The organism is Simiduia curdlanivorans (genome assembly GCF_030409605.1).
Classification (GTDB): domain Bacteria; phylum Pseudomonadota; class Gammaproteobacteria; order Pseudomonadales; family Cellvibrionaceae; genus Simiduia; species Simiduia curdlanivorans.
Window position 1 is genome coordinate 797,910 of the sequence record NZ_JAUFQG010000006.1, and the last position, 26,119, is coordinate 824,028.

The following is a 26,119-nucleotide window of genomic DNA, read 5'->3' on the forward strand; positions in this document are numbered from 1 at the left end:
GCTGTCGTTTTGTCGCAGACAACAGATAGGCTACAGGTTTTTACCCGTATCGGGGAAACCAGCTACATTATTTTAACGCCTTATTGATTTTCATTTGACTCATGACGGATTCATTTATGCGCCTCGCCATTCTTATCTTCTGTAGTATTCTGCCCCATCTCAGCCAAGCCGCCGCGACGGGTGTTTACGCCCAAACCGTAGCGCTAACCGAGTTTGCCGATACCCTAGAAGCACTCGGTACGCTCAGGGCCAACGAGTCTATCGACCTCTCGGCCAATGTGACAGAGCGCATTACGGCTCTGCACTTTAACGACGGCGAGCGCGTTAAGGCCGGGCAGAAACTCGTATCCTTTAACGCCGCCGAAGAAATCGCCCAGCGCCAAGAGCAGTTTTTAGTGGTGGATGAGGCGTCGCGTCAATATGAGCGTGTTAAAACCCTCGCTAAAGATGGCTTGGCGCCACAATCGCAGTTAGATGAAAAGCGGCGCGAGTTTCTCGCCGCCCAAGCCCGACTCGATGGCCTGGACGCAAAGATGCAAGACTTGTTCATCATTGCGCCCTTCAACGGCAAGGTTGGCATTCGCAACGTCAGCGTAGGCGCACTGCTCACACCCGGCGATATCATCACCTCACTGGATGACGACGAGTTAATGAAACTCGACTTCTCCGTGCCCTCGACCTATCTACCGGCGCTAAATGAAGGCTTGCGCATACAAGCCACCGCCAAAGCCCTGAACAACCTCGTGGTTGAAGGCACAATCGCCAGCATAGACTCCCGCGTCGACCCGATTACCCGCTCCATTCGCGTGCGCGCCATCATTGAAAACCCCGACCACCGGCTGCGCCCTGGGTTATTGATGAGTGTTAGGTTGTTTAAGGATTCACGCCAAACTTTGGTGATTGCCGAAGACGCTCTCATTCCAGAGGGCCGCCAACACTATGTGATGAAAATTGCGCCTGGCTCCCCCAGCACCGTCAGTAAAACCTTGGTAACCGTCGGTAGTCGCATCCCCGGCGCCGTGGAAATTTTAACCGGTTTAGCCGCCGGCGACAGAGTTGTCACCCACGGCACGGTCAAGGTTCGGCATGGCTCTGAAGTGGAGGTGCTCGCTGAGCAGGCCTTAGGCGAAAGACTACCCAGCCTCTTGAACAAAACAGCAGGGCAAAAATAATGGTACTGTCAGACCTCTCCATTCGCCGCCCGGTACTCGCCACCGTATTCTCATTGCTGTTAGTGGCCTTTGGCCTAGTGGCCTTCGACCGTTTGCCACTGCGCGAATATCCCGATATCGATCCACCCGTTGTGTCCATCGAAACAAATTACGCCGGCGCCAGCGCCAGTGTCGTTGAAACTCGCATTACGAAAGTGATTGAAGATCGTATCTCTGGGGTTGAAGGCATTAAATACATTCAGTCCTCAAGCGAAGACGGGCGCTCCAATGTCACCGTGGAATTTGATGTGTCGCGCGACATTGACGCCGCCGCCAACGACATTCGCGACCGCGTATCGCGCGTGCGGGATTCGCTGCCACGCGAAGCGGACGCGCCAGACATTCAAAAGGTCGACGCCGATGATCAGGCCATCGTCTGGCTCAACTTAGTCAGCACCAACCTAACCCTACCTGAGCTTACCGATTACGCCGAGCGCTACTTGGTCGACCGCTTCAGTGTGTTGCCCGGCGTTGCCCGAGTTAGAGTCGGCGGCGCGCAGAGTTTTGCCATGCGCGTCTGGATTAATCGCCAGGCGCTTGCAGCACAGGGTTTAACCGTGAGCGACGTGGAAAATGCCCTGCGCTCTGAAAACGTTGAACTGCCCGCTGGCTCCATTGAGTCAATCGAGCGCCAATTTACCGTGCGCGTCGAGCGCACCTTTCGCACCGAGGACGACTTTAAAAATCTGGTGCTGCGCCAAGGTAAAGACGGCTACCTCGTACGCCTTGCGGATGTCGCCCGAGTCGAGCGCGGCACGGTAGAAAACCGAACCCTGTTTCGCGGTAACGGCCAGCCCATGGTTGGCTTGGGTATTTCCAAACAAAGCACGGCCAACACCATTGATGTTGCACGCAATGCCCAGCGCGAAATGGAGCGCTTAAACCCAACCCTGCCCGAGGGCATGGAAATCAAACCCAGCTATGACTCCTCGGTGTTTATTGAGGCATCTATCGACGAGGTGTACAAAACCTTGGCGATTGCTATCGCCCTGGTGGTGCTGGTTATCTATTTGTTTTTGGGTAGCGTGCGCGCCATGTTAATCCCCGCGGTCACCGTTCCGGTATCGCTCATCGCCACCTCCATCATCTTATTCGCGCTGGGCTTTACCATTAACCTGCTCACCCTATTGGCCTTCGTGTTGGCCATTGGCTTGGTGGTGGATGACTCCATTGTGGTATTAGAGAATATCCACCGCCGCATTGAAGAGAAACACGAAACACCTTTAGTGGCTGCGTTCAAGGGCACCCGCCAAGTAGGTTTTGCCGTGGTGGCAACCACACTGTTGCTGGTGTCTGTGTTCGTGCCTATCACCTTTCTCGAGGGCGACATAGGCCAACTATTTACCGAGTTTGCGCTCACCCTATCCGCCGCAGTTATTTTTTCGAGCTTCGTCGCCTTAACCCTGTCACCGGTGATGGCGACTAAGTTATTGAAGAAAAATACCAAGCCAACGGCGCTAGTTCGCTTCATGGATGAGCTGTTTGCCAAGATAAAAGCCAGATATTCAACCCTGCTGCAGAAATTGTTGCCCAGAACCGGTATTGCCGCGCTATTGATTCTGTTCATGTTTGGTGCCGGTGCCTGGATGCTAAACAGCATTCCGAGCGAATACGTACCGAAAGAAGATCGCGGCTCATTTTTTATCATGGTCAATGGTCCTGAAGGCGCAAGTTATAAATACAGCGTCGACTACATGAACGAAATTGAATCGCGCCTGCAGTACTTTATTGAAAACGGCGAGGCGCTGCGGGTGCTCATTCGCGCGCCGAGAAGCTTTGGCAACGCCACCGATTTCTCGGGCGGTTTCGTGATTGTAACCTTAAACGATTGGAGCGAGCGCCGCTCGGCCTGGGAAATCATGGACGACATGCGCCAACGCATGAGTGACCTGCCCGGTGTGCGCGCTTTCCCGGTGATGCGCCAAGGCATCAGGGGCGGAAATAACAAGCCAGTGCAATTCGTCTTGGGCGGCTCAACCTATGAAGAACTAGCCGGCTGGCGCGATCAAATCATGACGCTAATTAATGAAAACAACCCTGGCTTCACCGATATAGATTGGGACTACAAGGAAACGAAACCGCAGTTTAAAGTAGTCATCGACTACAACCGCGCCGCCGAGTTAGGCGTTACTGTTAACGCCATCGGCACCAGTTTAGAGAGTTTACTGGGCTCGCGCCGCGTCACAACCTATCTCGATAACGGCGAAGAGTACGACGTCATTATTGAGGGTGAGCGGGATGACAAGCGCTCTATTACCGACACGCAAAACATCTATGTGCGCTCAGCCCGCAGCGGCGAATTGATTCCGTTATCAAACTTGGTAACGCTCGAAGCCTTCGCCGACTCCGGCACGTTAAATCGCTACAATCGAATCCGCTCTATTACCATGGAGGCGAACTTAGACGGCCTAGCCCTCGGCGAAGGTTTAGACTTTTTAGACAAGCTGGTGGCCGATAACCTGCCCGAGTATGCGCAAATTGATTACAAAGGCGATTCGCTCGACTATAAGTTTGCCGGTCAATCGATCATCTTTGTGTTTGTACTTGGCTTGGTTGTGGTGTTCCTTGTGTTGGCGGCGCAGTTTGAAAGTTTCATTCATCCCATGATCATCATGCTGACGGTGCCGCTGGCTATTGCCGGCGGGCTCTTTGGTTTGTGGTCAACGGATAACTCGCTCAACATTTACAGTCAAATTGCACTGCTTATGTTGATTGGTTTAGCAGCGAAGAATGGCATCTTGATTGTCGAATTTGCCAATCAATTACGCGAGACTGGCAAAGATATTCAAGCCGCCATTATGGAGGCCTCGGCCGTGCGCTTAAGACCCATAGTGATGACCAGTATTACCACCATGGCCGGCGCACTACCGCTAATTTTCTCTTTCGGCGCCGGCGCAGAAACCCGCATTATGATTGGTATCACGCTGTTTTATGGAGTGTTAGCCGCCACCATCTTCACGCTGTTTATCATTCCTGTGGCCTATTCAGTGTTTGCTAAATTCGCTGGTACGCCGGGCTATGTGGCTAAACAACTCGATAGTGAACTCGATGAGGATGTGAAGGAACGAAGCCTTGGTCATTGAGCCAGGAAATTCGATTTCCTTGGTGCTAGGCAGCGGCGGCGCCCGCGGCCTAGCGCATATTGGCGTTATTCGCTGGCTTAAGGAAAATGACCTTCACATTCACGCCATCAGCGGCTGCTCCATGGGCGCGTTGATTGGTGGTGTCTATGCTTGCGGCAAATTGCCCGACTTTGAAGAGTGGGTTTGCACGCTCAGTAAAGTCGACATAGTCGCACTACTGGATTTTTCCTGGCAAAAAAGCGGCCTCATTAAGGGCGATAAAATTATTGCCGAGCTGATTAATTTGGTTGGCGACCACCGAATAGAAGACTTATCGATTAAATTCACCGCCGTCGCCGCCGATATACAAGGCGAGAAAGAAATTTGGATTCAGAAGGGGAAAATTTTCGATGCCATAAGAGCATCCATTTCACTGCCGCTATTTTTTACCCCCCACGTGATGAATGGCGTTGCCCTAATTGACGGCGGGGTCCTCAACCCCGTGCCCATCGCGCCCACCTTTGGCGACGGCACCGACCTAACTATTGCGGTTAACCTGGGAGGCACACCAGAGGGAAAGATGCCTAGGCAAGACACTGCCCCAAGCAAAATAAATAACTCCCTGACGGCCATACTGCACCCAAAAATTCAGCATTTTCTGAAAAAGTTCACCCCAGTTCCCAGCCAGCCAAACACTAATCAATCCAACGCCCGCCCATCACACACCAGCGCATGGGGCATGTACGACATTGCCAACCAGGCTTTCGATGCCATGCAAAGCACCATCGCCCGACAAAAATTAGCGGCCTACCCACCGGACATTTGCATCAATATCCCACGCGATGCCTGCGCGACGTTGGAGTTTGAACGGGCCAAAGAAATTATTCAGCTAGGCTACGATAGCGCCAAAGCCAATATCGTTATGGGCACAAAAGTGAAGGCTAGCTCGACGCCATAGGTATAAAACCTGGCAGCGCCTGCACCCGCATAATCCATTGCTGAATGGCAGGGTATTTATCTAAATCGAAACCGCCTTCGTGTGCAACAGGTGTGTAACCAAACAAGGCGATATCCGCCGTTGTACAGTGATCCGCCGCCAAAAAAGCTGTTTTTTGTAGCTGCGTTTCCATTATCGCCAAGGCTTTATGGCCACCGGCCTGCTTAGCCACGTAATCGGCTTTTCGATCTTCCGGCAAACCTAAATACTTATTGATGAAGCGCGCGACGGCAATATAGGGCTCATGGCTGTACTGCTCGAAAAACTGCCACTGCTGAAGTTTAGCCAAAGCAAAAGTGTCGCTGGGTAAATAGGCGCTACCCGCCGCCAAGTAATTGATAATGGCATTAGACTCAGACAGATAGCGCCCGTCGTCGAGTTCTAACAGGGGTATTTTGCCAGTCGGGTTCTTCGCTAAAAAATCCGCGGTTTGGGTTTCACCCTTCATAATATCCACCGGCACCCAAGTATAGGGGCGATCGAGCAGGGCCAGTATTAATTGTATTTTGTAACAGTTTCCCGAGCGGGCATCGCCGTATAACTTCATATCACAATCCCTTTTTACCTTTGGTTAAATGCAGTAACACCCGAAACACAGACGCGAGAATGAGCAAGATTAATGCAATCTGCGTATAGGTTCTTTCGTCCATGCGATTCGCAGGCTCAACCCAATAGGCCAGCACCAATAGCACACTGGCCACCATTAAACCCACATTAGGCGCAACATATAACAGAGTTTTTTGACTTGGCAATGGCGCAGCGTGCGACCAAGCTAAATGCACAAGGGCGGCAAACAGCAGGTAAATATGGCTAGCGCGATACATAAATCGCATCACCTGATCGCCCTGATACAGCGCTGGGAATTGGTTTTGCATGTACAAGCCAGTCAGCAAAAATAACGCGAGCAGTACACAGCCAAAGTACAGATGAACTTTGTTCCACATCGGCACATCCTATTGCCACGAGAGACGTTACGGAAACCTAAAAAGTAGCCACGTTAAAACTTGCCGATAACAGACAGCCCCCACTGCGCCACATCTTTATCCACATAGGCATACTCACCTTCGAGCAGCACGCGACCAAAATCATAACCGATGCCGGCGCCGCCACCGAAGGTGGTTCTCGTGGAACTCTCATCGCCAATAGCAAGGCGTTTCCACACAACACCACCGCGCACTTTTACATAAAATGCACCGGGCGAGCGATAGACGCCGTACAAACCTGCAGCATCGAGGGTGTAGTCTTCGGCGAGATCCAGTAAGTTAACATCGGCTTTACTGCGGCTCACTTCCGCTTCCATGCCAAATCCATTGTGATAATGATCGGCAATCATAATCCCAACACCGCCGGCATTGTCGGTACCCTCGGGTTTAAGTTCATTAAAAATCGCCTTCACCCCCAAATACAAACCGCCTTTACTGGTACTGGCTTTAGGCTCATCGGCCACGCTGTTAACAGAAACAAGCAGTGCCACAAGGCTAATTATCGCCAGCAGCTTCACGGAAAAACACTGATATATCATCCACTTCACCTTTCGCTGTTAGTTTTATAAGTGCCGCCTGCTAGGGCGCAGGAATAGTATAGCGCTTATGAATATCGGCGATGGCCTGATTAACAGCGTCGGACAAAGTCACATTGGTGCTATCAATATTTTCCTTTAATTGCGCTAAGGTGGTAGCACCAATAATGTTACTGCCAACAAATTGTTGTTGGTTGATATAGGCTAAGGCCATTTGCACTAGTGACAAATTGTTGGCTTTAGCGAGATCGGCGTAGGCCTGTGTGGCGGCCTCAACTTCATCATTCTTATAGCGGGTAAACCGGTTGAACAGCGTAAGGCGCGCCGCCGCTGGACTAGCACCGCGTAAATACTTGCCGCTCAACACACCAAATGCGAGTGGTGAATAGGCCAATAAATCAACCTTTTCGCGTATCGCCACTTCGGCCAGCCCTACTTCGAAACTGCGATTCAATAAATTGTAAGGGTTTTGAATAGACACAATACGGGGCATATTGTGCTCGCGCGCTAGGCGTAAATATTCCATCGTGCCCCAAGGGGTTTCGTTGGAAATACCGATGTGGCGCACCATGCCCCACTCAACAAGCTCCTCGAGCACCGCTAATGTGTCTTCAATGGCAACGCCATCGTCGTCGCTGTGACTGTAGCCGAACTGGCCAAAAAAATTGGCGCGCCGCTCGGGCCAATGCACTTGATACAAATCGATGTAATCGGTTTTCAAACGCTCTAGAGACGTTTCGATAGCGCGTCGAATATGGTCGCCATTAAGTCTAGGCCCTTGGCGAATGTGGCTCACCCCGGAGTTGGCATCGCCGCGCCCGGTAACTTTGGTGGCTAAAATAATCTTGTCGCGCCGGCCAGTTTGCGCCAACCAATTGCCCACAATGGCTTCGGTTGCACCCTGGGTATTCGGCTTCGGCGGCACCGGGTAGAGCTCCGCAGTATCGAAAAAATTAATACCTTGTGCAACCGCGTAATCCATTTGTTCGAAGGCCTGATCTTGGTTATTTTGTTCGCCAAAGGTCATGGTACCTAAACAAATGTTACTTACCTTTAAATCTGAGCTACCTAAGTTTTTATAGCTAATGGCCACGCTGAATTACTCCACAATAGGTTAAGCTTTCGTATCAAATTTGACCACACTCTCAGCCAGCTGCCAATGCGCTTGATCAAACAACCAATGTTTTTCCTTATGCTGTACCGCGCGACCTTCTTTTTCCAACTTAATCAGATGCGCCCACAATGAATACGCGGCGATCGCATGCAAACTCCCATCCACATCGTCGTAGGCTAAGGGCGTTAACTCAGCTAGCGTCAGAGGTTGCGGTATATTTTCCATAGCCGACATTATTTTCGCCTCCCGCGCCAATCGGTGCGCTACTAATGCGGCTAAATATTCCTGGGCCTTGGCCATCAAGTGGCCATGGCCCGGCGCCAAAGCGACGATGGGAAATTGAGCTAACTTTTCAACACTGGCAATATAATCTTTCATGTCTCCGCTGGGTGGAACAATAACCACCGTAGCGCCCTGCATAACGTGATCACCGGTAAACATAAACCCGCTGCGCTCGTGCCAAAAACAAAAATGGTTGGCCACGTGCCCCGGTGTATGCACCGCCTGCAAGGTAAATTCCGCTGTGGTCAATTGATAGCCATCGACCAGTACGACATCTGGTGCAAAACTTTCATCTTGATGGCCATCATCAGGGCCCGGCATACCGAGCAACTGAGCGCCGGTAACATCGGCCAAGGCCTTGGCATTGGGCGAGTGATCTGGGTGAGTGTGAGTTACGACGACCCAACAAATATTTCCCGCGCCCATCAAGGTTTGCACATGCGCGGCGTCGAGCGGGCCTGGGTCTATCACGGCCAACTGCTCGGTACCGATAATGTAAGTATTGGTGCCAGGCCCCGTCATTGGCCCCTGATTGGTGGCAACCAACCGACGAATACCCGGCCCGATATCAACGATAAGGTGGTGCGTTAACGGGTGTTCAATAAGTTGCTGCGGTAGATTTGCCATCTAAACATCCTTAGGGCGAGGGCAGGTAATTGAAATTTGCTATGCAGTTGAAACTTGACTGATAGTTGGAGCTTGGCTAATAGCTGACTATTAGTAGCTGGTTAAACCTTGCTGATGCCTATATTGCAATGTACAAAAAACGAATACTAATGCAGCGTCAAACCCAATTGCCCAGCCTGGTCTATTAAGGTCGCACAGGCTGCCGTTTGTCGATCAGCGGCGAGATGATCACAGCTCAATTGCAACAAGCTCTCGGCACATATCAACGCTGGAGCCTCTAAGTCTGGATAACTTTCCAAGGTTTCAATCGACTGGTACACACCGGCGCATAAACTGTTCAAAGCTGCATTTAAAACCGCACTGTGTTCAGTCGGAATTTGACTGAGGGAAAACTCGATGCGCGCGCAGGATTGTATTTTTTCGCACACCGCTACATAGGCCGCCGGCACAGAATCGCGCGATGGCGCTTCTGCAACTGCGAGACTACTGACCAATATAACCATCGAAAGAATAATTAAAAAAGGCGGCCATTAGCCGCCTTACAGTGTCAGTATTTACTCCTGAAAAGGAGCCGCTACTAAGGGGTCGGTTTCAGCTTCGTAATCGACGCCCGCTAGACCAAAGCCAAACAAGCGCAAGAAGTCATCGTTGTAACCTTTGTAGTCAGTAATTTCAAACAGATTCTCTTCCGTGACCTTGGGCCAAAGCGCTTCAATCTTAGCCTGTGTTTCGGGGCGCAACTCTAGGTTGTCCATACGCAGGCGATTGTGATCATCTAAACGCGGCTTACTGGTGTACAAACCTTCAGTAAACAAACGATACAACTGCTCGATACAACCTTCGTGTGTGCCCTCCTCTTTCATCACTTTGTAAACCAAGGAGATGTACAAAGGCATGATTGGAATGGCGGAGGAAGATTGCGTGACCAAGGCTTTCAGTACCGATACGTTGGCGGCACCCTTAACCGATGTCAACTGACCATTGATGGCCGCTGCGGCGCGATCGAGATCTTCTTTCGCCTTGCCGATGGTGGCGTGGCCGTAGATGGGCCAAGTTAACTTGTCACCTAAGTAGGTGTAAGCCACGGTGCGGCACCCGTCGGCCAGTAAATCGGCTTGCTTTAAGGCATCAATCCACAATTCCCAGTCTTCGCCACCCATCACCTTCACGGTGTTGGCAATCTCGTCTTCAGACGCCGGCTCAACGGTGATGTCGGCAATTTTAAGCGTGTCAGTGTTTAGGTTTTTCGCGGTGTAACCTTCGCCGATGGGCTTCAATACCGATGAGTGCATCACACCGGTTTTTGGATCGGTGCGGCGAGGCGAGGCCAGGGAGTAAACCACTAAGTCGATTTTACCCAGCTTTTCTTTCACTAGAGCTAAGGTTTGTGCCTTGATTTCATCGCTAAAGGCATCGCCATTGATGCTGGCTGCCACCAGGCCCGCCTGCTCTGCCGCCGCGTGGAAAGCGGCAGTATTGTAATATCCAGCCGAGCCAGTTTTGCGATCGGTTGGCGGTTTCTCAAACGCCACACCGACGGTATTCGCGCCGCCACCGAAGGCTGCAGTGATACGCGAGGCCAAGCCATAGCCCGTTGAACAACCAATCACCAACACATTCTTCGGGCTGCCAGCTATTGGGCCCTTTGACTTAATAAAATCAATCTGCTCTTGAACATGGGCAGCACAGCCCTGTGGGTGAGCGTTGGTACAAATAAATCCACGCACCTTGGGTTTAATGATCATGGCATCTTTCCTATTGAGCTCTACGGCTGTTTGCACACTCGCGATGGACACCGCCAGCGCCTAAATTCAGGCCGCTATTATAATGACCATCCGGCCATAAAACAGGTTTTTGTGCGCACAATTTATTATCGGCGAGCGAAGAAACTTTCGCTTCGCCGCCCCACGCCATCGCTTCAACGGCCCGCCTATGGGGCACACAGGCAAACAAACGTCTAAGATCAGTCATCCAATAACAAAACACCACGGAGCTAGACATGACCAAACATCTCGGCTTAATTGCCGCTATTGCCCTGCTTACCCAAGCGCTCTCGGCCCATGCCGACACCCTGATTCATGCCGGCACCGTGATCGATACCGACAAGGGCAACGTAAGTAAAGAACAAACCATCCGCATTAAGGATGGCAAGGTCCTGAGTGTGACAGCTGGCTACACCAACGCCGAGACCGACGAAGATACGGTGGTCAACCTGCAAGGCTACACAGTGCTGCCGGGCTTGATGGACATGCACACTCACTTAAGCGACCAAATGAACCCAGCCGCCTACGCCGAGGGTTTTCGCTTGAATCCCGCAGACTACGCCTACCGCTCAGTGGGTTACGCCCACAAAACCCTGATGGCGGGCTTTACCACGGTGCGAGACCTAGGTGACACAGACCAAGTTACCATCGCCCTGCGCAACGCCATCGCCCAAGGCATTATTACCGGGCCGCGCATCTATACGGCCGGTAAATCTATTGCCACCACAGGCGGGCACGCCGACCCAACTAACGGCACCAATCAAGCACTCATGGGTCACCCAGGCCCCGAAGACGGTGTGATCAACGGTGAAGCTCAGGCGCGCGAAGCCGTGCGTCAGCGCTATAAAGAAGGCTCTGATTTAATCAAAATCACCGCCACCGGTGGTGTGCTCAGCGTTGCGAAAAATGGCCAAAACCCACAGTTTTTCGAAGATGAAGTGGACGCTATTGTCAAAACAGCCAAGGATTACGGCATGACAGTCGCGGTGCACGCACACGGCGCCGAGGGCATGAAGCGGGCCATTCGCGCCGGCGTTGACTCCATCGAGCACGGCACCTATATGGACAAGGAAACCATCAAACTGTTTAAGAAATACGGTACTTGGTATGTACCTACTATTAGCGCCGGCAAGTTTGTCGAAGCAAAGGCCGCTATTGATGGCTATTTCCCCGCCGTCGTAGTGCCCAAGGCCGCCGCCATCGGACCAAAAATACAAGGTACCTTCGCCGAAGCTTATAAGGCCGGCGTGAAAATCGCCTTCGGCACCGACGCCGGCGTTTTCCCCCACGGCGATAATGCCAAAGAGTTTGTCTACATGGTTGAAGCCGGTATGCCGCCAATGAAGGCCATTCAGTCAGCGACAAAATCGAGCGCCGAATTATTACACATCAGCGATCAAGCGGGCTCCATTGCCAAGGGTAAATGGGCCGATATTATCGCGGTAAAAGGCGATCCCTTGGCCGATATTTCGCTGTTGCAAAATATTGATTTCGTGATGAAAGGCGGCGTGATTTACAAACAACCCTAAACCCCCTTGGCCTTGTCCTCTATTCGTTTTTTGTCCTAAAGCCATTGCCCATAACTATTGGTCAATGGCTTTTTATTACCGCACACTAACGCGGCTAGTTGGCAATGCCAGCTACTAATTTATACGCAACCCATTTTTTCGGCGCTCCACAACAATAAGCTTACCCCTATGGCCACGGCAACAATCCGCTACCCTCACGCCCAACGCGCACTGGCCGCGGTCATGCTGGTTTCTTTTATCGGCACGGTTGGTATTGCGCTGCCCTATCCTATCTTGGCGCCCTACTTTTTAGATCCCGCCAGCAGCCCGGCACTCACCCAATTTGCCGGGTTACCGCCTAAGGTTTTACTGGGCATCATCTTGGCCCTCTACCCTCTTGGCCTGCTTATTGGCAGCTCCTTTATCGGCGCCCTTTCGGACATTTATGGGCGCAAGCGGCTACTCAATATCACCCTGTTTATCGCTGGGCTAAGTTACCTCGGTACTGTCTGGGCGCTACAACAAGAGAGCTTTATTGGCTTTGCGATCATGCGCTTGGCCACAGGTTTATGTGAGGGCAACATCGCCGTGGCCCGCGCCATCGCTGTGGATCTGCACCCACAAATTGACCGCAAGCGCAGCCTATCTTTAGTCTTTGCTGCCACCTATGCCGGCTGGCTGGTGGGCCCAGTGGTCGGTGGTTATCTCATGCCCTATGGCGTGCACATGAGCTTTCTGATCGCCGCCATTACCGTACTGGTGTGCCTTGCGCTAGTTTATTTTGGTCTAGATCCAGACAAGCCCGCCAAGCCATCGGGCAGCGTCTGGCAAAGTATGGGCTCAAATAATTCCCTGGGTTTGTTAAAAGACGAATCCATTCGGCCGCTCATTATCTTCCACTTTATTTTTTCCTTAGCGCTGAATACCTTTTACGAGTACTTCCCACTGTGGCTGGTGGAAGCTTTCGATCACGGGCCAAAAGAAATTGCCTGGCTCTCGGTTAGTTTGTCGCTAACCATGATCGTCACTAGCGCCTTTTTCATCTCGCGCCTGAGTCAATTGGGCACGGAGCGACAATTAATCATCGCCTGCGTCATCATCTTGGGCGCAGCGACGGGGCTATTGCCGTTTTTAAGTCAAACTTGGTGCCTCGTGCTTTTCACCCTGATGGGAGCGACCATCGCACTGGAAAATGGCATCTTCCCCGCCTTCATGTCCGGCACCTACGGCCACTACGGTCAGGGGCGCATTATGGGGTTACTCACCACGAATTTTTGCCTCGCCAACGTGATCATGGCTCTTGCCGGTGCCTTCTTGGCGTTGTTGGGCGGCGCCTGGGTAATTTGGTGCGCCAGCTTGCTATTCTTTTTGGCCGCAACTTGGTTGTTTTTTCAGCGCCGAACTGGCGAATAATCGCCACTGGGGCAGTGGCGCTCTTGCGCCTTGATTTTATGACCGGCCAGCCCTTTTGAATCTAATGACTTCATGTATACTCGACTGCATTCATCACAAGGGATAGACAATGGCCAGACCCCGGCTGTTCAGCCTGGCTACCAAAGCGCAGCTATTGCTCGGTACTTTTTTAGTGCTATCCCTCTCTGCGCTCCTCTATTTCCACTGGAAAGAGCAAAATAAATTACGCGAGGCAGAGCTGACCCAAGATAAGCTTGCTCTGGTTACCCAACTTAACGCCACGCTGAACGAACAACAGTCTGAACAGACCAAGCTACTACAGCAATGGGCGCTGCACTTGCCCTCGAATCAAAGCCGCGATCTATCCGACAGCCTCGAAAATGATAAAGCACTGCTGAAAATTGCGGGAAGGTTTCGCAACATTGTTATTTTTGATCGCACTGGTTTAGCCAATGTCAATCCAGATCTGGACTGGCCCGACGTGATCAACAGCGACTGGGTTAACACCGTCTATCGCAGCGATACTACCCAAAGTCGACTGGTTTGTACGGAGAGATGTTCACAGTTTATTGGCGTTCCCCTGCATGTACCGCATCAGGCCACCAAAATTTTAGTAACTGAACTCGACTTAATTGCCTTAGCCGAAGCGTTTTTTAGCGAAACCCGCTACCACGCCTATTTAATTAAATCCGACAAGGCCGGCAATTGGTTAGGCATCTGGCCCATCGTGAGCCACGGTGACCAAACCACGTTGGAAACGCCGGAACAACTCGCAAGCCTACTCAACAACACTAAAGACAGTTGGGGGCAATTGCGCTACCACCAAAAAAACTTGCCCATCTACAACAATAGAGATTTAAGCTGGCTAATTTACACCGACGAAGAACCGGAACTCTTACAACGAGCCGAGTTACTCAAATTACAATCGATTATTGCGCTCTGCACCCTCATCGCACTGCTATGTTTTAGCTGGCTGGTGAGCCGCTTTCATTTACGCAGACTATTCAAGCAAGTGAACATCTTGCGCCTAGTGTCTGAGCAACAATTTGAAGAGGCCCGTGCAAGACTGCCAAGGCAGCCAAAGAAAAGCCTTGATGAGCTAGATCTATTAGCCGAAGTGGCCGCCGAACTAACCTATCAGCTGGAGGCCAATGCCCGCAGTGCAGACTCTAAAAGCCGCGAAATGGAGCGCTTGGCGCTCTACGATCCGCTGACCAATCTACCCAACCGCAATTTATTCGTTTATGAAATAGAGCAGCTGCTGGAAAGTGGCGTCGACATCAACAAGTCGGCCATTCTGGTTATTGACGTCGATAAATTCCAACGCATTAACGATTCACTGGGGCATCAAAGTGGCGACCATTTACTGTCTAAAATAGCCGATCGCATCCGCGCCGCCATTGGCAGCAAAGATTTCTGCGCGCGCCTCTCTGGCAACGTGTTTGGCGTCTTAATCGTCAGCCTCAATGCCGCCGACTTAAAGATTCGACTCAATAAAATTGCCGAAATGATTCGCCAGCCGCTTATTTTAAAGCAGCAAAAACTCATCATTACGGTGAGTATCGGTGTCGCCAAACTAGAGCACGGGGTGCCGACAGTTGAGCAACTGCGCAACGCCGAAATTGCCATGTACCGCGCCAAGCAACAGGGCGGAAACTCGCATTTAGAATTCACCCCCGAATTCAAATCCCTATCGCGCAGCAAAGTTTCCTTAGAAGCCGAAATCCACCGAGCCCTAGAGCAAAAAGAGTTTCGCCTTTACTTACAATCGAAAGTGGATATGTCCAGTACTATCCGCGGCTTTGAGGCCCTGTGCCGCTGGGATCATCCAGACCGAGGCATCCTAATGCCGGCGGAATTCGTTCCGGTAATGGCAGATCTCGGCTTACAAACGCCGCTGGACAAATGGATGCTTGAAGCCTCCTGTCGGCAACTTAAAACCTGGCATACCCTTTACCCAGACATTGGCATCTCCGTGAACGTAGCCAGCGATCACTTTTCCAGCCCGAGCTTTTTGCCCTTTTTACAGCAAACCATTAATCGCTACGGCATTAAACCCGGCCAGCTGGAGCTGGAAATCACAGAAACCCTGCTGATGGACAACATCACCCTTGCCCTGCAAACCATCGAGAAAGTAAAAGCCCTGGGCGTCAGTGTGGCCATCGACGACTTCGGCACCGGCTATTCATCGCTCAGTTACCTGAAAAACTTACCCGTCGACACACTGAAAATTGATCGCGAATTCATCAAGGATATCCCCTTCGATGAGAGCGACATGCACATTTCCGCAGTGATTATTTTCTTGGCTCGGCAGCTAGGATTTAAAGTGGTAGCCGAAGGTGTGGAGACCAGCGAGCAGCTGGTATTTTTGAAGGCCAATCACTGCGATCTCGCGCAAGGCTATTTATTCAGCAAGCCGATTCCTGCGCACAAAGCCATGATAGTGCTCGAAAGCCAGCGCAGCGATTCGCACACCAAAAGCACGTCTATTTACAGCTAAAGCGAGCTTTTCGCTTTTCGCTTTTCGCTTTTCGTACGCAGTTTAGCCTTGCCCACAACCGTTAGGCTGCCAAGCAAGACTAACGCGTTGCACAAGCTTAGCGAGGCTGCATACGAATAGCACCGTCTAAACGAATGGTTTCGCCATTAATATAACTGTTGCTAGCTAAGTGCACCACCAAATCGCCGTACTCCTTGGGCAAGCCCATGCGCTTGGGAAACTGGATGTTAGACACCAAACCCTCTTGCACATTTTTGGGCATCGCCAACAGCATGGGTGTACCCATAATGCCGGGCGCAATGGCGTTAACGCGAATGCCCAACTTGGCGAGATCGCGCGCCATGGGCAAGGTCATGCCAACAATACCGCCCTTGCTGGCCGAGTAAGCGCATTGACCAAGCTGGCCTTCAAAGGCCGCCACCGAGGCGGTATTGATAATAATACCGCGCTCAAGTGCTTCGCCCATGGCTTCATTTTTCGCCATTAAAGCAGCCGCCATACGCGCCACATTAAAACTACCAATTAAATTCACGCTGATGGTTTTACTGAATTCAGACAGCGGCAAGGGATTGCTGTCGCGATCTAAAATTTTCCCTGCGGTGGCGATGCCGGCACAATTAACACAAATTTGCAGCGCGCCAAAGGCCGCCACCAATTGCTCAAAACCCGCCTGCACAGACGCCTCATCGGCGACGTTTACCAGCGCGAAAGCGGCGCGCTCGGCGCCTATATTAGCCACAGTTTCAGCGGCCGCAGCGGCATTCATATCGAAAATAAAAACCTTCGCACCGGCGGCGGCCAATTGCTCGCAGGTGGCCCGCCCCAAACCAGATCCACCACCGGTTACCAATGCTACTTGTCCGTTAATATTCATAAACTCTACCTACAGATTCAGTTGTTTAATTAAGTCACGCGCAATCACAATGCGCTGAATTTCGCTGGTGCCTTCATAAATGGTGGTGATGCGCACATCGCGCGCCATGCGTTCGAGCGGGTACTCTTTGATGTAGCCGGCGCCACCGAGCATTTGCAACGCGGTGTAACAGGCATCATTGGCCTTTTCCGAAGCGAACAGTTTTGCCATGGACGCCTCCTTACCAAAGGCCTTGCCCTGCTCTTTCAACCAAGCGGCCTGCATCAATAACAGGCGCGCGGCTTCCAATTCGGTGGCTCTGTCGGCGAGCATCCACTGCAGGCCCTGAAAGTTAATGAGCGGCTGATTGAATTGCTCGCGTTCGGCCAAATAATGCGCGGCGAAATCCATTGCCGCCAATCCCACGCCCAAGGCGAGAGAGCCAATGCCGATACGGCCGCCGGCCAGCTCGGCAACGGCAATGCGAAAGCCATCATTCTCCACACCGAGCATTTGGCTCGCCGGTACTCGGCATTGATCAAAATGCACTTCGTTGGTGGCGGAGGCTTTTTGCCCCATTTTATCTTCCGCTTTACCAATACTTAACCCTGGGGTGTCGGCGTCGACCAGGAAACAGCTAATACCCTTGCCCTTTTTTGCACTGGGGTCGGTCACTGCCCACACGACGAATACGCCAGCGTACTCGGCGCTGGTGATGTAAATTTTTGAACCGGACAACAGGAAGTCATCGCCATCGCGCAGGGCGCGGGTTTTCATCCCGGCGGGGTCTGAGCCGGCGCCGCTCTCGGTCAAGCAAAAGGCGCCGGCGGCAAACTCGCCACTGCACAATTTCGGTAAGTAATGATTTTTTTGTGCATCACTGCCAACCGCTTGAATCACCTCGGCCACCATATTGCTCACCGACACAGTAACCGCCGTGGACGCGCAGGCCTTGGCCAGCTCGGTAATCGCCAAACTAAAGGCCACCACACCGGCTTCGGTGCCGCCATATTGGCCGTCGATGTTTAGCCCCATAAAACCCAGCGCTGACAATTTCTGCAAATGCCCCAAAAGCAGTTGACGACCGTCCGGGCCTTCCATCTCCGCGGCCACCGGCGCCAGCTCGGCGCTAGCAAAGGCGCGCGCCGTATCGCAAATCATCTGCTGTTCATCGGTTAGGGAAAAGTGCATGGCGCCTCCAAGTGGTAAAATTGGCACTACATTAGCGCAAGTCTGCCCCGCAAAACCGGCGTTTTTGACCTAACAAACTCAATTTCGCGCCAATAAAGTATAAAAAATTAGGATTTTGGGACAGCAATGGCAGTTTCCGATTTAACTTCCTGAATCACCATATAGGTGTGCGTTTCCCGCACCCCCGGCAGCGAGGATAACTTCTCACCCAAAAAGCGGCGGTAATGATTCATCCCGGCCACACGGATTTTCAGCATGTAATCGAAACCGCCGGCAACCATATGACACTCCTGAATCTCGGCCAGCCCAGCCACCTCTTTATTAAATCTATCCAAGTCTTCGGTGGCGGTATTACTCAAGGTCACTTGAATATAGGCCACCAGCGACATATTGAGTTTTTCAGCGTCTAACAAGGCCACGTATTGGCGAATAAAACCATCGCGTTCCAAGCGTTTCACCCTTTCTAAGCAGGGTGTGGGGCTCAAATTCACCTGTCGAGCCAGCTCCACATTAGACATTCGACCATCCACCTGCAGCAAAGCCAGTATTTTCCGGTCTGTGCGATCTAAATGGCCCACATCGGGCTTATCCGCCATAGTGTTATATTCCAAATTTTTGTGAGTTAAAAGAACTATACACTATTAAAACGCAAAAAATGGAGACTAATACTCTCGAAACGCAAAGATAATGCGCACCATCTGCTGTTGAGAATAACAGCTATCATTAACTAAAAGACTACTCTAAACATTAGAATTTTGTTGTGAGGACAAGCAAGCACCGAGCGCACCTCAGTACCAACTGACGGTGAAACCGGAATTTACACCGCGTAAATGAGGATTTGAGCACGGCGCTGACGCGGTCATCGCGGCAAAAGGCAATTTTTAAGGTCGCCCTAACCCCGACGGGAGGATTCACACATGACCCACACACTGGATGCCTTGCGCGACAAAGCTCGCCTTTACACCTACGCCGATGAAGATCAGTGCGTGCGCGAGCTACTAAGCCAAGCGGATTTGCCCGCCCAGTCGCGCGAAAGTATTTTAAGCGTGGGCCGCGATCTGGTGATTTCGTCCCGCAACCTGCGCAGCAAGCGCGGCACCTTGGATGCCTTCCTCGAAGAGTTTGGACTGTCCAACCGCGAAGGTATTGCGCTCATGTGTTTAGCCGAAGCGCTGTTGCGCATTCCCGACGGCGAAACCGCCGACAAATTAATTGCCGAAAAGGTCTCCAGCGGCGATTGGAAAACCCACAAGGGTCAATCGGATTCGCTGTTTGTTAACGCTTCTACCTGGGGCCTGATGTTGACCGGTAAAATTGTTCGGCTCGACAACGAAATCACCGGCCAAACCTCGAACTGGTTTAAGGGTTTAGTGGGGCGCATGGGCGAGCCCATGGTGCGCACGGCCATGTTGCAAGCGATGCGTATTATGGGCGGCCAGTATGTGCTGGGTCGCACCATCAAAGAAGGCATTAAGCGCGGCGCCAGCCAAACCGCCGCCACCCGTTTCTCCTTCGATATGCTGGGCGAAGGCGCACGCACCGAGCGCGACGCGCTGCGCTATTTCGACTCTTACCGTCAGGCCATCGCCAACATCGCCAAGCACAACAAAGCCAATGGCGTGATCGATTCCGACGGCATTTCAATTAAAGTATCGGCGCTGCACGCGCGCTATCAGTACTCGCAATCCGATCGCGTTTTCGCCGAGCTTATGCCGCGAGTAAAAGCACTCGCACTAATGGCCAAAGAAGCCGACATGGGCTTTAACATCGATGCAGAAGAAGCAGAACGGCTCGACCTCTCGCTCGATATTTTTGCTGAACTGGCCAGCGACGACGACTTAGCCGGCTGGGATGGCTTGGGTTTTGTGTTACAGGCCTACCAAAAGCGTGCGCCCCACATTGCCCACTGGTTGATTCAATTAGGCAGGGAAAAAAATCGCAAATTTATGGTGCGCCTAGTCAAGGGCGCCTATTGGGATACCGAAATTAAACACGCGCAGGAACTCGGTTTAAGCGACTACCCGGTGTTCACCCGCAAAGCTAACTCGGATTTGAGTTATCAGGTGTGCGCAAGTATTTTACTGGCTGCCAACGACGTTATTTTTGCCCAGTTTGCCACCCACAATGCGCACACGGTATCGACCATTCTAGCGCTGGTAAAACCCGGTCAGGCCTTCGAGTTCCAACGCTTGCACGGCATGGGCCAATTGTTGTTCGAACAAGCCCAAGCCATTAACCCGAACATCGCCATTCGTGTTTACGCTCCCATCGGTGCGCACGAAGATTTGCTGCCCTATTTAGTGCGGCGTTTATTAGAAAACGGCGCCAACTCCTCCTTCGTTAACCGCTTTATGGATGACGATACGCCGGCCGAATGGTTAGTGCCAGACATCGCTTTAAAGGTCGCCAGCTTCAATCCGTTCCGCCACCCGGCCATTCCCGTGCCCGCGCATTTATTTAGCCAAAGCGAAATGCCGCGCGCCAACGCTCCGGGCTTTAACCTCGAGCATATTGAACACAGCAATTGGCTGTTGGAAAAAACCAATGCCTTGGTGGAGAAGCAGTACCAGAGTTATTCGCTGATTAACGGCGAGGCACACACAGGTGCCGCAAAGCCGCTACACAGCCCCGCCAATACCCAATTAATTCTGGGCGAAGTGGTTGAAGCCGATGAAAAAGCCATCGAAAGCGCCGTCACCAGCGCCTGTTTATCGCAAGCGGCCTGGAATAATTTAGGCGGCGAGCGACGCGCATTAATTTTAGAAAAAATTGGCGAGCTACTGGAAGTGAATTACGCCGAGCTGGTCAGCTTAATTAGCCGAGAAGCCGGGCGCACACTGAACGACGGCATTAGCGAGGTGCGCGAAGCCATCGACTTCTGTCACTACTATGCCGCCAGCAGCCGCCAGCACTTTGTTATTCCCACATCGCTCACAGGCCCAACCGGTGAGGTAAACGAACTTTCGCTGCACGGCCGCGGCGTGTTTGTGTGTATTAGCCCGTGGAATTTCCCACTGGCTATTTTTGTCGGCCAAGTAGCCGCCGCTCTAGTGGCTGGTAACTGCGTCATCGCCAAGCCGGCGGAACAAACCCCCTTGGTAGCGGCCTTCACCGTGAATTTAATGCACCAGGCCGGCGTGCCCAAGGAAGTACTTCAACTATTGATTGGCGACGGCGCAGCCATTGGAAAACACTTGTTGAGCGACCCGCGCATAGCCGGCGTTGCCTTTACTGGCTCCACTGAAACGGCGCGTATCATCAACCTACAGCTGGCGCAAAAACCTGGCCCCATCGTGCCTTTTATTGCCGAAACCGGCGGTATGAATGCGATGATTGCCTGCTCTTCCGCGCTACCCGAACAACTGGTTGACGATGTGGTTACCTCGGCCTTTTTAAGCGCCGGCCAGCGCTGTTCTGCGCTGCGCGTCTTATTTTTACAAAACGATATCGCCGATCGCACCATCGAATTATTGAAAGGTGCATGCGACGAATTGCGCCTCGGCAACCCTTGGGAACTCAACACCGATATGGGGCCAGTGATCGACGCCGACGCGCTGAAGTTACTGACCGACCATATGGAAAAAATGCACGCTCAGGCCAAGGTTCTGTATCAATACGACAGCGCCAAAGTACCGCAAGACGGTTACTTTTTCGGGCCACAAATTGTCGAGCTGAAAAACTTAGCGCAGTTAGAGCGCGAAGTGTTTGGCCCGGTTTTGCACATAGTGCGCTACAAAACCAACGAGCTGGAGCAGGTTGTTGAACAAATCAATGCCTCCGGCTACGGCTTAACCCTCGGCGTGCACACCCGCGTTGAATCCATGGCCAAGAAAATATTCCGCTTAGCGCGCGTGGGTAACACCTACGTCAACCGCAATATGGTGGGCGCTGTGGTGGGTGTTAACCCCTTTGGCGGCCAAGGCCTATCGGGCACAGGACCAAAAGCTGGCGGGCCCTTGTACGTGCGCCGCTTTGCCACCGAGCGCACCTACACCAACAATGTTTCGGCCACTGGCGGCAACATCGCGCTGTTTAGCGTTGCCGGTACCGATGAGCCGATCATGCCCATACGCCAGCTCTAAAACAGTTAGTCATAACCATCGCTGTTAACCTGAAAGCCCTGCCTCTCCGGAGGCTAGGGCTTTCTTGTACTTTCTTGTGCTCGCTTGCACCGCGTTTTATAGTGGCATGCCTACCCATGTCAACTTAGTTCGAGCCCGCCATGCCTGACCCCCATTGGACCTTACAAAGCTTTGACCAACTCAGCAATCAGCAACTTTATGCGCTGCTGCAGGCGCGTAGCCGAGTCTTCGTGATGGAGCAACAGTGTATTTATCAGGATCAAGATGACATTGATTTTCACGCGCTGCACTTATGTTGCTGGCGCGGTCAAACCCTACTGGCCTATCTGCGCATCATTCCCGCCGGCGTTAGTTTTGATGAAGTATCCATCGGCCGGGTGTTAACCACGGACGCGGCGCGCGGCCGAGGCTTGGGTAAAGAGCTCATGCAACGCGCCATTGCCGCCTGTCAACTGCATTACCCAAGCCAGGGTATTCGCATTGGCGCACAGGATTATTTGCGCCGTTTTTATCAAGATCTTGGCTTTACCGTGGACTCGGATATTTATGACGAAGACGGAATAGCCCATGTGGAAATGATTTTCCCCGCCCAAGCTTAACCGCAGGTGATGTTAATAACCCCGCGCAAAATCAATCGGATAATCTAGCGCTTGCCCGCGACTAAAACGCTGAAAATTTTTCGCGAATATTGCGGCAATATCCTCGGCAAAGGTGACTGCCGCATTGTGCGGCGTAATCGTCAGGTTCGGCGCAAGCCACAGAGGGTGGTTTTCCGGTAACGGTTCTGAGGCAAACACATCGAGCACCGCCGCGGCCAATTCACCAGCGATTAAAGCGGCAAGCAAGTCCTGCTCATTCACCAGCGAACCCCGCCCCACGTTAATGAATAACGCCGATTTTTTCAGTTTGGCGAGAAACTGTTTATCCACTAACTGCTGCGTTGCGGGCGTCGACGGCAGGGTGAGCACAACAATGTCGGCCTCAGTTAATTGATTTTCCAGCGCAGACAAAGCCACCACTTTGTCGATACCTGCAACGGATTTGCCGGTGCGATTAACGCCTATCACCGAGAGGCCAAAATGGGTTGCGGTTTGCGCGAGGTGCACACCGATAGAGCCAGTGCCCAGTATCGCCATGGTTTGTTTACTCAGCGCTCGATAGGGCAAGGGCTGCCAGTTTTTTTCACTTTGGCAACGGCGATAATAAGCGCTGTGTCGACTGTGTGCCAAAACGGCAGCGAACACATATTCACTGATCAGCGGCCCGAAAATATTTTTCACCCCGGTGAGTTGATAATCCTTACGGCAGGCCGAGTCAACTAACGGCTCGACACCGGCAAAAGTAGACTGCAGCCAGCGCAATTTTTTCGCGCGCTGAAGAACTGGCGCCGCCCAGGCCGGCTGGGCCAATAAAATATCGGCCTGATCAATGACATCGGCCAAGGCTCGTTGATCTTCGAGCACAACAAAGTGTGGCGGCGGCGCGTCTGCTGTCATGAAATAGCGCGGTAAACATTGCGCAATAGCCGCTGCATTTTCCGCCGCGATAACACAGGTTAAATCGTCTGTCATAGCGATGTCACTCGTTCCAATAGCCGCATGTTTAACACCCGCACATCCAATTTAAGTAACACTGGGTGCGACATTTTGTCCTATGTTGCCACGACTCTGCGGTCTTTATACTGGCCACCAACATAAGATCAACTCGCACAATAACAAGCCATGATCGGCCACACTAGACTAGGAAGCCTAATGTTTACCTTGACCGCTCGCGCCCGACTCATCCCCTCTCTCGCCCTACTTTCAAGCCTGCAGGCAACCCATGCGCTGGCTGTGGAACAGGTTTCTATTCTAGAAACCATTACCGTCACAGCAACACGAGAAGAGGTGCGCCTAGCCGACACCGCCGCCAGTGTAGGCATTTTAACGGAACAGGCGCTGGCCGAGATAAACCCTATGCACTCGGCCGATGCACTCAATAGAATCGCCGGTGTAAACGTCGTACAGCTCGGCAGTGGCGGCTCCGGTGTTGCGGCCGCTATTCGGCAACCTGTGTCCTACAACCCCGTGTATCTCTATTTAGAGAATGGCGTCCCCACGCGCTCGCCCGGCTTTTTTAATCACAACGCCTTGTATGAAGTGAACGTCAGCCAAGCAGACAGTGTTGAAGTGTTCAAAGGCCCGGGCTCGGCACTTTACGGCAGCGACGCCATCGGCGGACTGGTTAATGTCATTACTGGTCGGGCCGCAACTGAGAGCTATGCCAAGCTCAACGCCGAAGGCGGCGAGCATGGTTGGAAGCGCGCGCAATTAAAAGGCGCCCATGTGGGTGATGACCATAGTATTAGCGGCGCCCTTGCCGTGACCGACAGCGACGGCTGGCGCGAACACACGGCTTACCAGCGAACCGATGCCAACCTCAATTGGAACACCATTGTGGGCAGCTTCGATGTGGTCACCTTATTCACCGGCAGCGAGTTAGAAAACGAATCCGGTGGGGCGGGGCTACTGCGGCAAGATTATCTCAACAACCCAGAAAAAGCCGGCAACTTAATTGGTTATCGCGATGTGAGCGCCTATCGCCTGACCAGCCAATGGCACGCCGAATTGGGCGACGGCGAAATCACCCTAACGCCCTTCGCACGCCAAAATGATTTGGAATATATCGCCACTTGGACACTCAACACCGGCCGTGAAGTCTGCAAACCTTGGCAAAGCCCCAACTGCCAACTGGACTCACAAGACGCACACATTAATCAAAATGGTCACAGCTCTGTGGGCATACAGGTTAAATACAAACGCGATATTAGCGCCATTAATGGTTTGATGGTCACTGGTCTTGACACCGACCTGAGCCGCGGCGACACCACGCAAACCTATATTACCCGCACAGATTCAGACCCAGGTAGCTATTGGTTAAGCTATCAAAAAGAGCAGGATATTTACGATTACCGAGTGGACTTCAGCGCACTCGCGCCCTACCTGCACATCGAGAGCCAAATCACCCAGAGCCTACGGATTTCAGCGGGCTTGCGCTACGACCAAATTGACTACGACTACCACACCGAGCTTAGCCCTAACGATGCCCAGGGCTCCATCCACAAGCGCCCGGAAGACACACAACTGAGCTACAACCACACCAGCCCGAAGCTCGGCCTGACCTGGCAAATAAATGATCGCTACAACAGCTACATGGCCTACCGCCACGCTTTTCGCATTCCGACGGAGGGGCAACTGTTTCGCTCCGGGGCAACGGTGGATTCAACCGCTTTAGCGCCGGTGAAAGCCGACAGTTTTGAAATCGGTTTACGCGGTACACCGGCCGAGTGGTTAAATATCGACACCAGTATTTATCACATGATTTTGCAAGATGAGATCATCAGCCTAACAGACAACAGCACCGGTGCTCGCTACTATAGCAACGCCGGAAAAACCCAGCACCAAGGGCTGGAGCTGGCGCTATCGGCTAGCCTGGAAGAAAATTGGCAGACCGGTTTCGCCTACACCTATGCCCTACACACTTATGTGGATTGGCAAGATGGCAGCAATGATTACAGCGGCTTAGAGCAACCCAATGCACCCAAACACATAGGTAACCTTTGGTTGCAATACCGGCCGAACTGGCTTAACGGTGGACGCATCGAAGCTGAGTGGCGCCATCAAAGCCCGTCCTTTATCGATGAAGCCAACACCCTCAGCTACGAAGGTCATGACCTGTTTAATCTGCGCGGAAGTTTTAATCTCTCAGATGAACTGCAACTCTACGCAAACTTACTCAATGCAACCGACGCGCGCTTTGCTGAATCCGTTGCTAAGTGGGGGCCAACTTACACACCCGGGCGGCCACGCACGCTGATCGCGGGCATTAATTACAGTTTCTAAAATAGCACTTTCTAAAATTGCACCGTCTAAATGGCGCGGGTTTTGCCAGCGCCAATTGATCTAGAGGCGGACATATTCACCGTGTTATGCGCTGTGAATGACCTACGAATTAGCCA

General features: G+C 52.3%; 20 protein-coding genes. 9 read left to right on the forward strand and 11 right to left on the reverse strand.

All coding sequences use genetic code 11. The features are described from left to right. The first annotated feature begins 116 nt into the window (after window positions 1-116). The 3 genes from QWY82_RS17330 to QWY82_RS17340 are packed head-to-tail and all read left to right on the forward strand — an operon-like array spanning window position 117 to window position 5,231. Window positions 117-1,172, forward strand: coding sequence for an efflux RND transporter periplasmic adaptor subunit (locus QWY82_RS17330; RefSeq protein ID WP_290264874.1), 1,056 nt, complete (start codon window positions 117-119; stop codon window positions 1,170-1,172). Next, window positions 1,172-4,294 (forward strand): efflux RND transporter permease subunit, encoded by a 3,123-nt coding sequence (locus QWY82_RS17335; protein ID WP_290264875.1) that lies wholly within the window; start codon window positions 1,172-1,174, stop codon window positions 4,292-4,294. Before QWY82_RS17330 ends, QWY82_RS17335 begins: the two co-directional genes overlap by 1 nt. Beyond that, a complete protein-coding gene (locus QWY82_RS17340; protein WP_290264877.1) occupies window positions 4,284-5,231 on the forward strand; it encodes a patatin-like phospholipase family protein in 948 nt (315 codons plus the stop codon). The genes QWY82_RS17335 and QWY82_RS17340 overlap by 11 nt, the downstream gene beginning before the upstream one ends. Here the strand turns inward: QWY82_RS17340 and QWY82_RS17345 are convergent. The 7 genes from QWY82_RS17345 to fabV form a co-directional block, all read right to left on the reverse strand. Continuing rightward, entirely contained in the window at window positions 5,215-5,817 is a 603-nt protein-coding gene (locus tag QWY82_RS17345) for a glutathione S-transferase family protein (protein ID WP_290264879.1), read from the reverse strand. The genes QWY82_RS17340 and QWY82_RS17345 overlap by 17 nt on opposite strands. Before the next feature lies 1 nt (window position 5,818). Then, the gene (locus QWY82_RS17350; RefSeq protein WP_290264881.1) at window positions 5,819-6,214 is read right to left on the reverse strand and encodes a hypothetical protein; all 396 of its coding nucleotides are present in this window, start codon (window positions 6,212-6,214) and stop codon (window positions 5,819-5,821) included. 53 nt (window positions 6,215-6,267) lie between these two features. After that, a complete protein-coding gene (locus tag QWY82_RS17355) occupies window positions 6,268-6,792 on the reverse strand; it encodes an outer membrane beta-barrel protein (protein WP_290264883.1) in 525 nt (174 codons plus the stop codon). Window positions 6,793-6,832: 40 nt separating this feature from the next. Continuing rightward, the gene (locus QWY82_RS17360; protein ID WP_290265728.1) at window positions 6,833-7,876 is read right to left on the reverse strand and encodes an NADP(H)-dependent aldo-keto reductase; all 1,044 of its coding nucleotides are present in this window, start codon (window positions 7,874-7,876) and stop codon (window positions 6,833-6,835) included. 27 nt (window positions 7,877-7,903) lie between these two features. Continuing rightward, window positions 7,904-8,812 (reverse strand): MBL fold metallo-hydrolase, encoded by a 909-nt coding sequence (locus QWY82_RS17365; protein WP_290264885.1) that lies wholly within the window; start codon window positions 8,810-8,812, stop codon window positions 7,904-7,906. 146 nt (window positions 8,813-8,958) lie between these two features. Beyond that, a complete protein-coding gene (locus tag QWY82_RS17370) occupies window positions 8,959-9,306 on the reverse strand; it encodes a hypothetical protein (protein ID WP_290264887.1) in 348 nt (115 codons plus the stop codon). Between the two features lie 60 nt (window positions 9,307-9,366). Next, entirely contained in the window at window positions 9,367-10,557 is a 1,191-nt protein-coding gene (gene fabV / locus QWY82_RS17375) for an enoyl-ACP reductase FabV (RefSeq protein WP_290265733.1), read from the reverse strand. 254 nt (window positions 10,558-10,811) lie between these two features. Between fabV and QWY82_RS17380 the strand changes: the two genes are divergently transcribed. From QWY82_RS17380 to QWY82_RS17390, 3 genes are all read left to right on the forward strand, one after another. Beyond that, entirely contained in the window at window positions 10,812-12,104 is a 1,293-nt protein-coding gene (locus tag QWY82_RS17380) for a metal-dependent hydrolase family protein (RefSeq protein ID WP_290264889.1), read from the forward strand. A gap of 168 nt (window positions 12,105-12,272) precedes the next feature. Then, window positions 12,273-13,496 (forward strand): MFS transporter, encoded by a 1,224-nt coding sequence (locus QWY82_RS17385; RefSeq protein WP_290264891.1) that lies wholly within the window; start codon window positions 12,273-12,275, stop codon window positions 13,494-13,496. Window positions 13,497-13,605: 109 nt separating this feature from the next. Continuing rightward, window positions 13,606-15,996, forward strand: coding sequence for a putative bifunctional diguanylate cyclase/phosphodiesterase (locus tag QWY82_RS17390; RefSeq protein ID WP_290264894.1), 2,391 nt, complete (start codon window positions 13,606-13,608; stop codon window positions 15,994-15,996). Window positions 15,997-16,093: 97 nt separating this feature from the next. On the opposite strand, the gene QWY82_RS17395 is transcribed toward QWY82_RS17390, so the two are convergent. From QWY82_RS17395 to QWY82_RS17405, 3 genes are all read right to left on the reverse strand, one after another. Beyond that, on the reverse strand, window positions 16,094-16,870 hold the full coding sequence (locus tag QWY82_RS17395) for an SDR family NAD(P)-dependent oxidoreductase (protein WP_290264896.1): 777 nt from the start codon (window positions 16,868-16,870) through the stop codon (window positions 16,094-16,096). Between the two features lie 9 nt (window positions 16,871-16,879). After that, window positions 16,880-18,040, reverse strand: a complete 1,161-nt coding sequence (locus QWY82_RS17400) for an acyl-CoA dehydrogenase family protein (RefSeq protein ID WP_290264898.1) — start codon at window positions 18,038-18,040, stop codon at window positions 16,880-16,882. Window positions 18,041-18,147: 107 nt separating this feature from the next. Beyond that, window positions 18,148-18,636, reverse strand: coding sequence for an Lrp/AsnC ligand binding domain-containing protein (locus QWY82_RS17405; protein ID WP_290264899.1), 489 nt, complete (start codon window positions 18,634-18,636; stop codon window positions 18,148-18,150). Between the two features lie 321 nt (window positions 18,637-18,957). Between QWY82_RS17405 and putA the strand changes: the two genes are divergently transcribed. Beyond that, on the forward strand, window positions 18,958-22,122 hold the full coding sequence (putA, locus tag QWY82_RS17410) for a bifunctional proline dehydrogenase/L-glutamate gamma-semialdehyde dehydrogenase PutA (protein WP_290264901.1): 3,165 nt from the start codon (window positions 18,958-18,960) through the stop codon (window positions 22,120-22,122). Window positions 22,123-22,262: 140 nt separating this feature from the next. Then, complete coding sequence (locus QWY82_RS17415) at window positions 22,263-22,721, forward strand: GNAT family N-acetyltransferase (RefSeq protein WP_290264904.1); 459 nt, start codon at window positions 22,263-22,265, stop codon at window positions 22,719-22,721. 12 nt (window positions 22,722-22,733) lie between these two features. Here QWY82_RS17415 and QWY82_RS17420 read toward each other — a convergent pair whose 3' ends face one another. Then, entirely contained in the window at window positions 22,734-23,693 is a 960-nt protein-coding gene (locus QWY82_RS17420) for a D-2-hydroxyacid dehydrogenase (protein WP_290264906.1), read from the reverse strand. 180 nt (window positions 23,694-23,873) lie between these two features. Between QWY82_RS17420 and QWY82_RS17425 the strand changes: the two genes are divergently transcribed. Further along, window positions 23,874-26,003 (forward strand): TonB-dependent receptor, encoded by a 2,130-nt coding sequence (locus QWY82_RS17425; protein WP_290264909.1) that lies wholly within the window; start codon window positions 23,874-23,876, stop codon window positions 26,001-26,003. Window positions 26,004-26,119 lie beyond the last annotated feature (116 nt).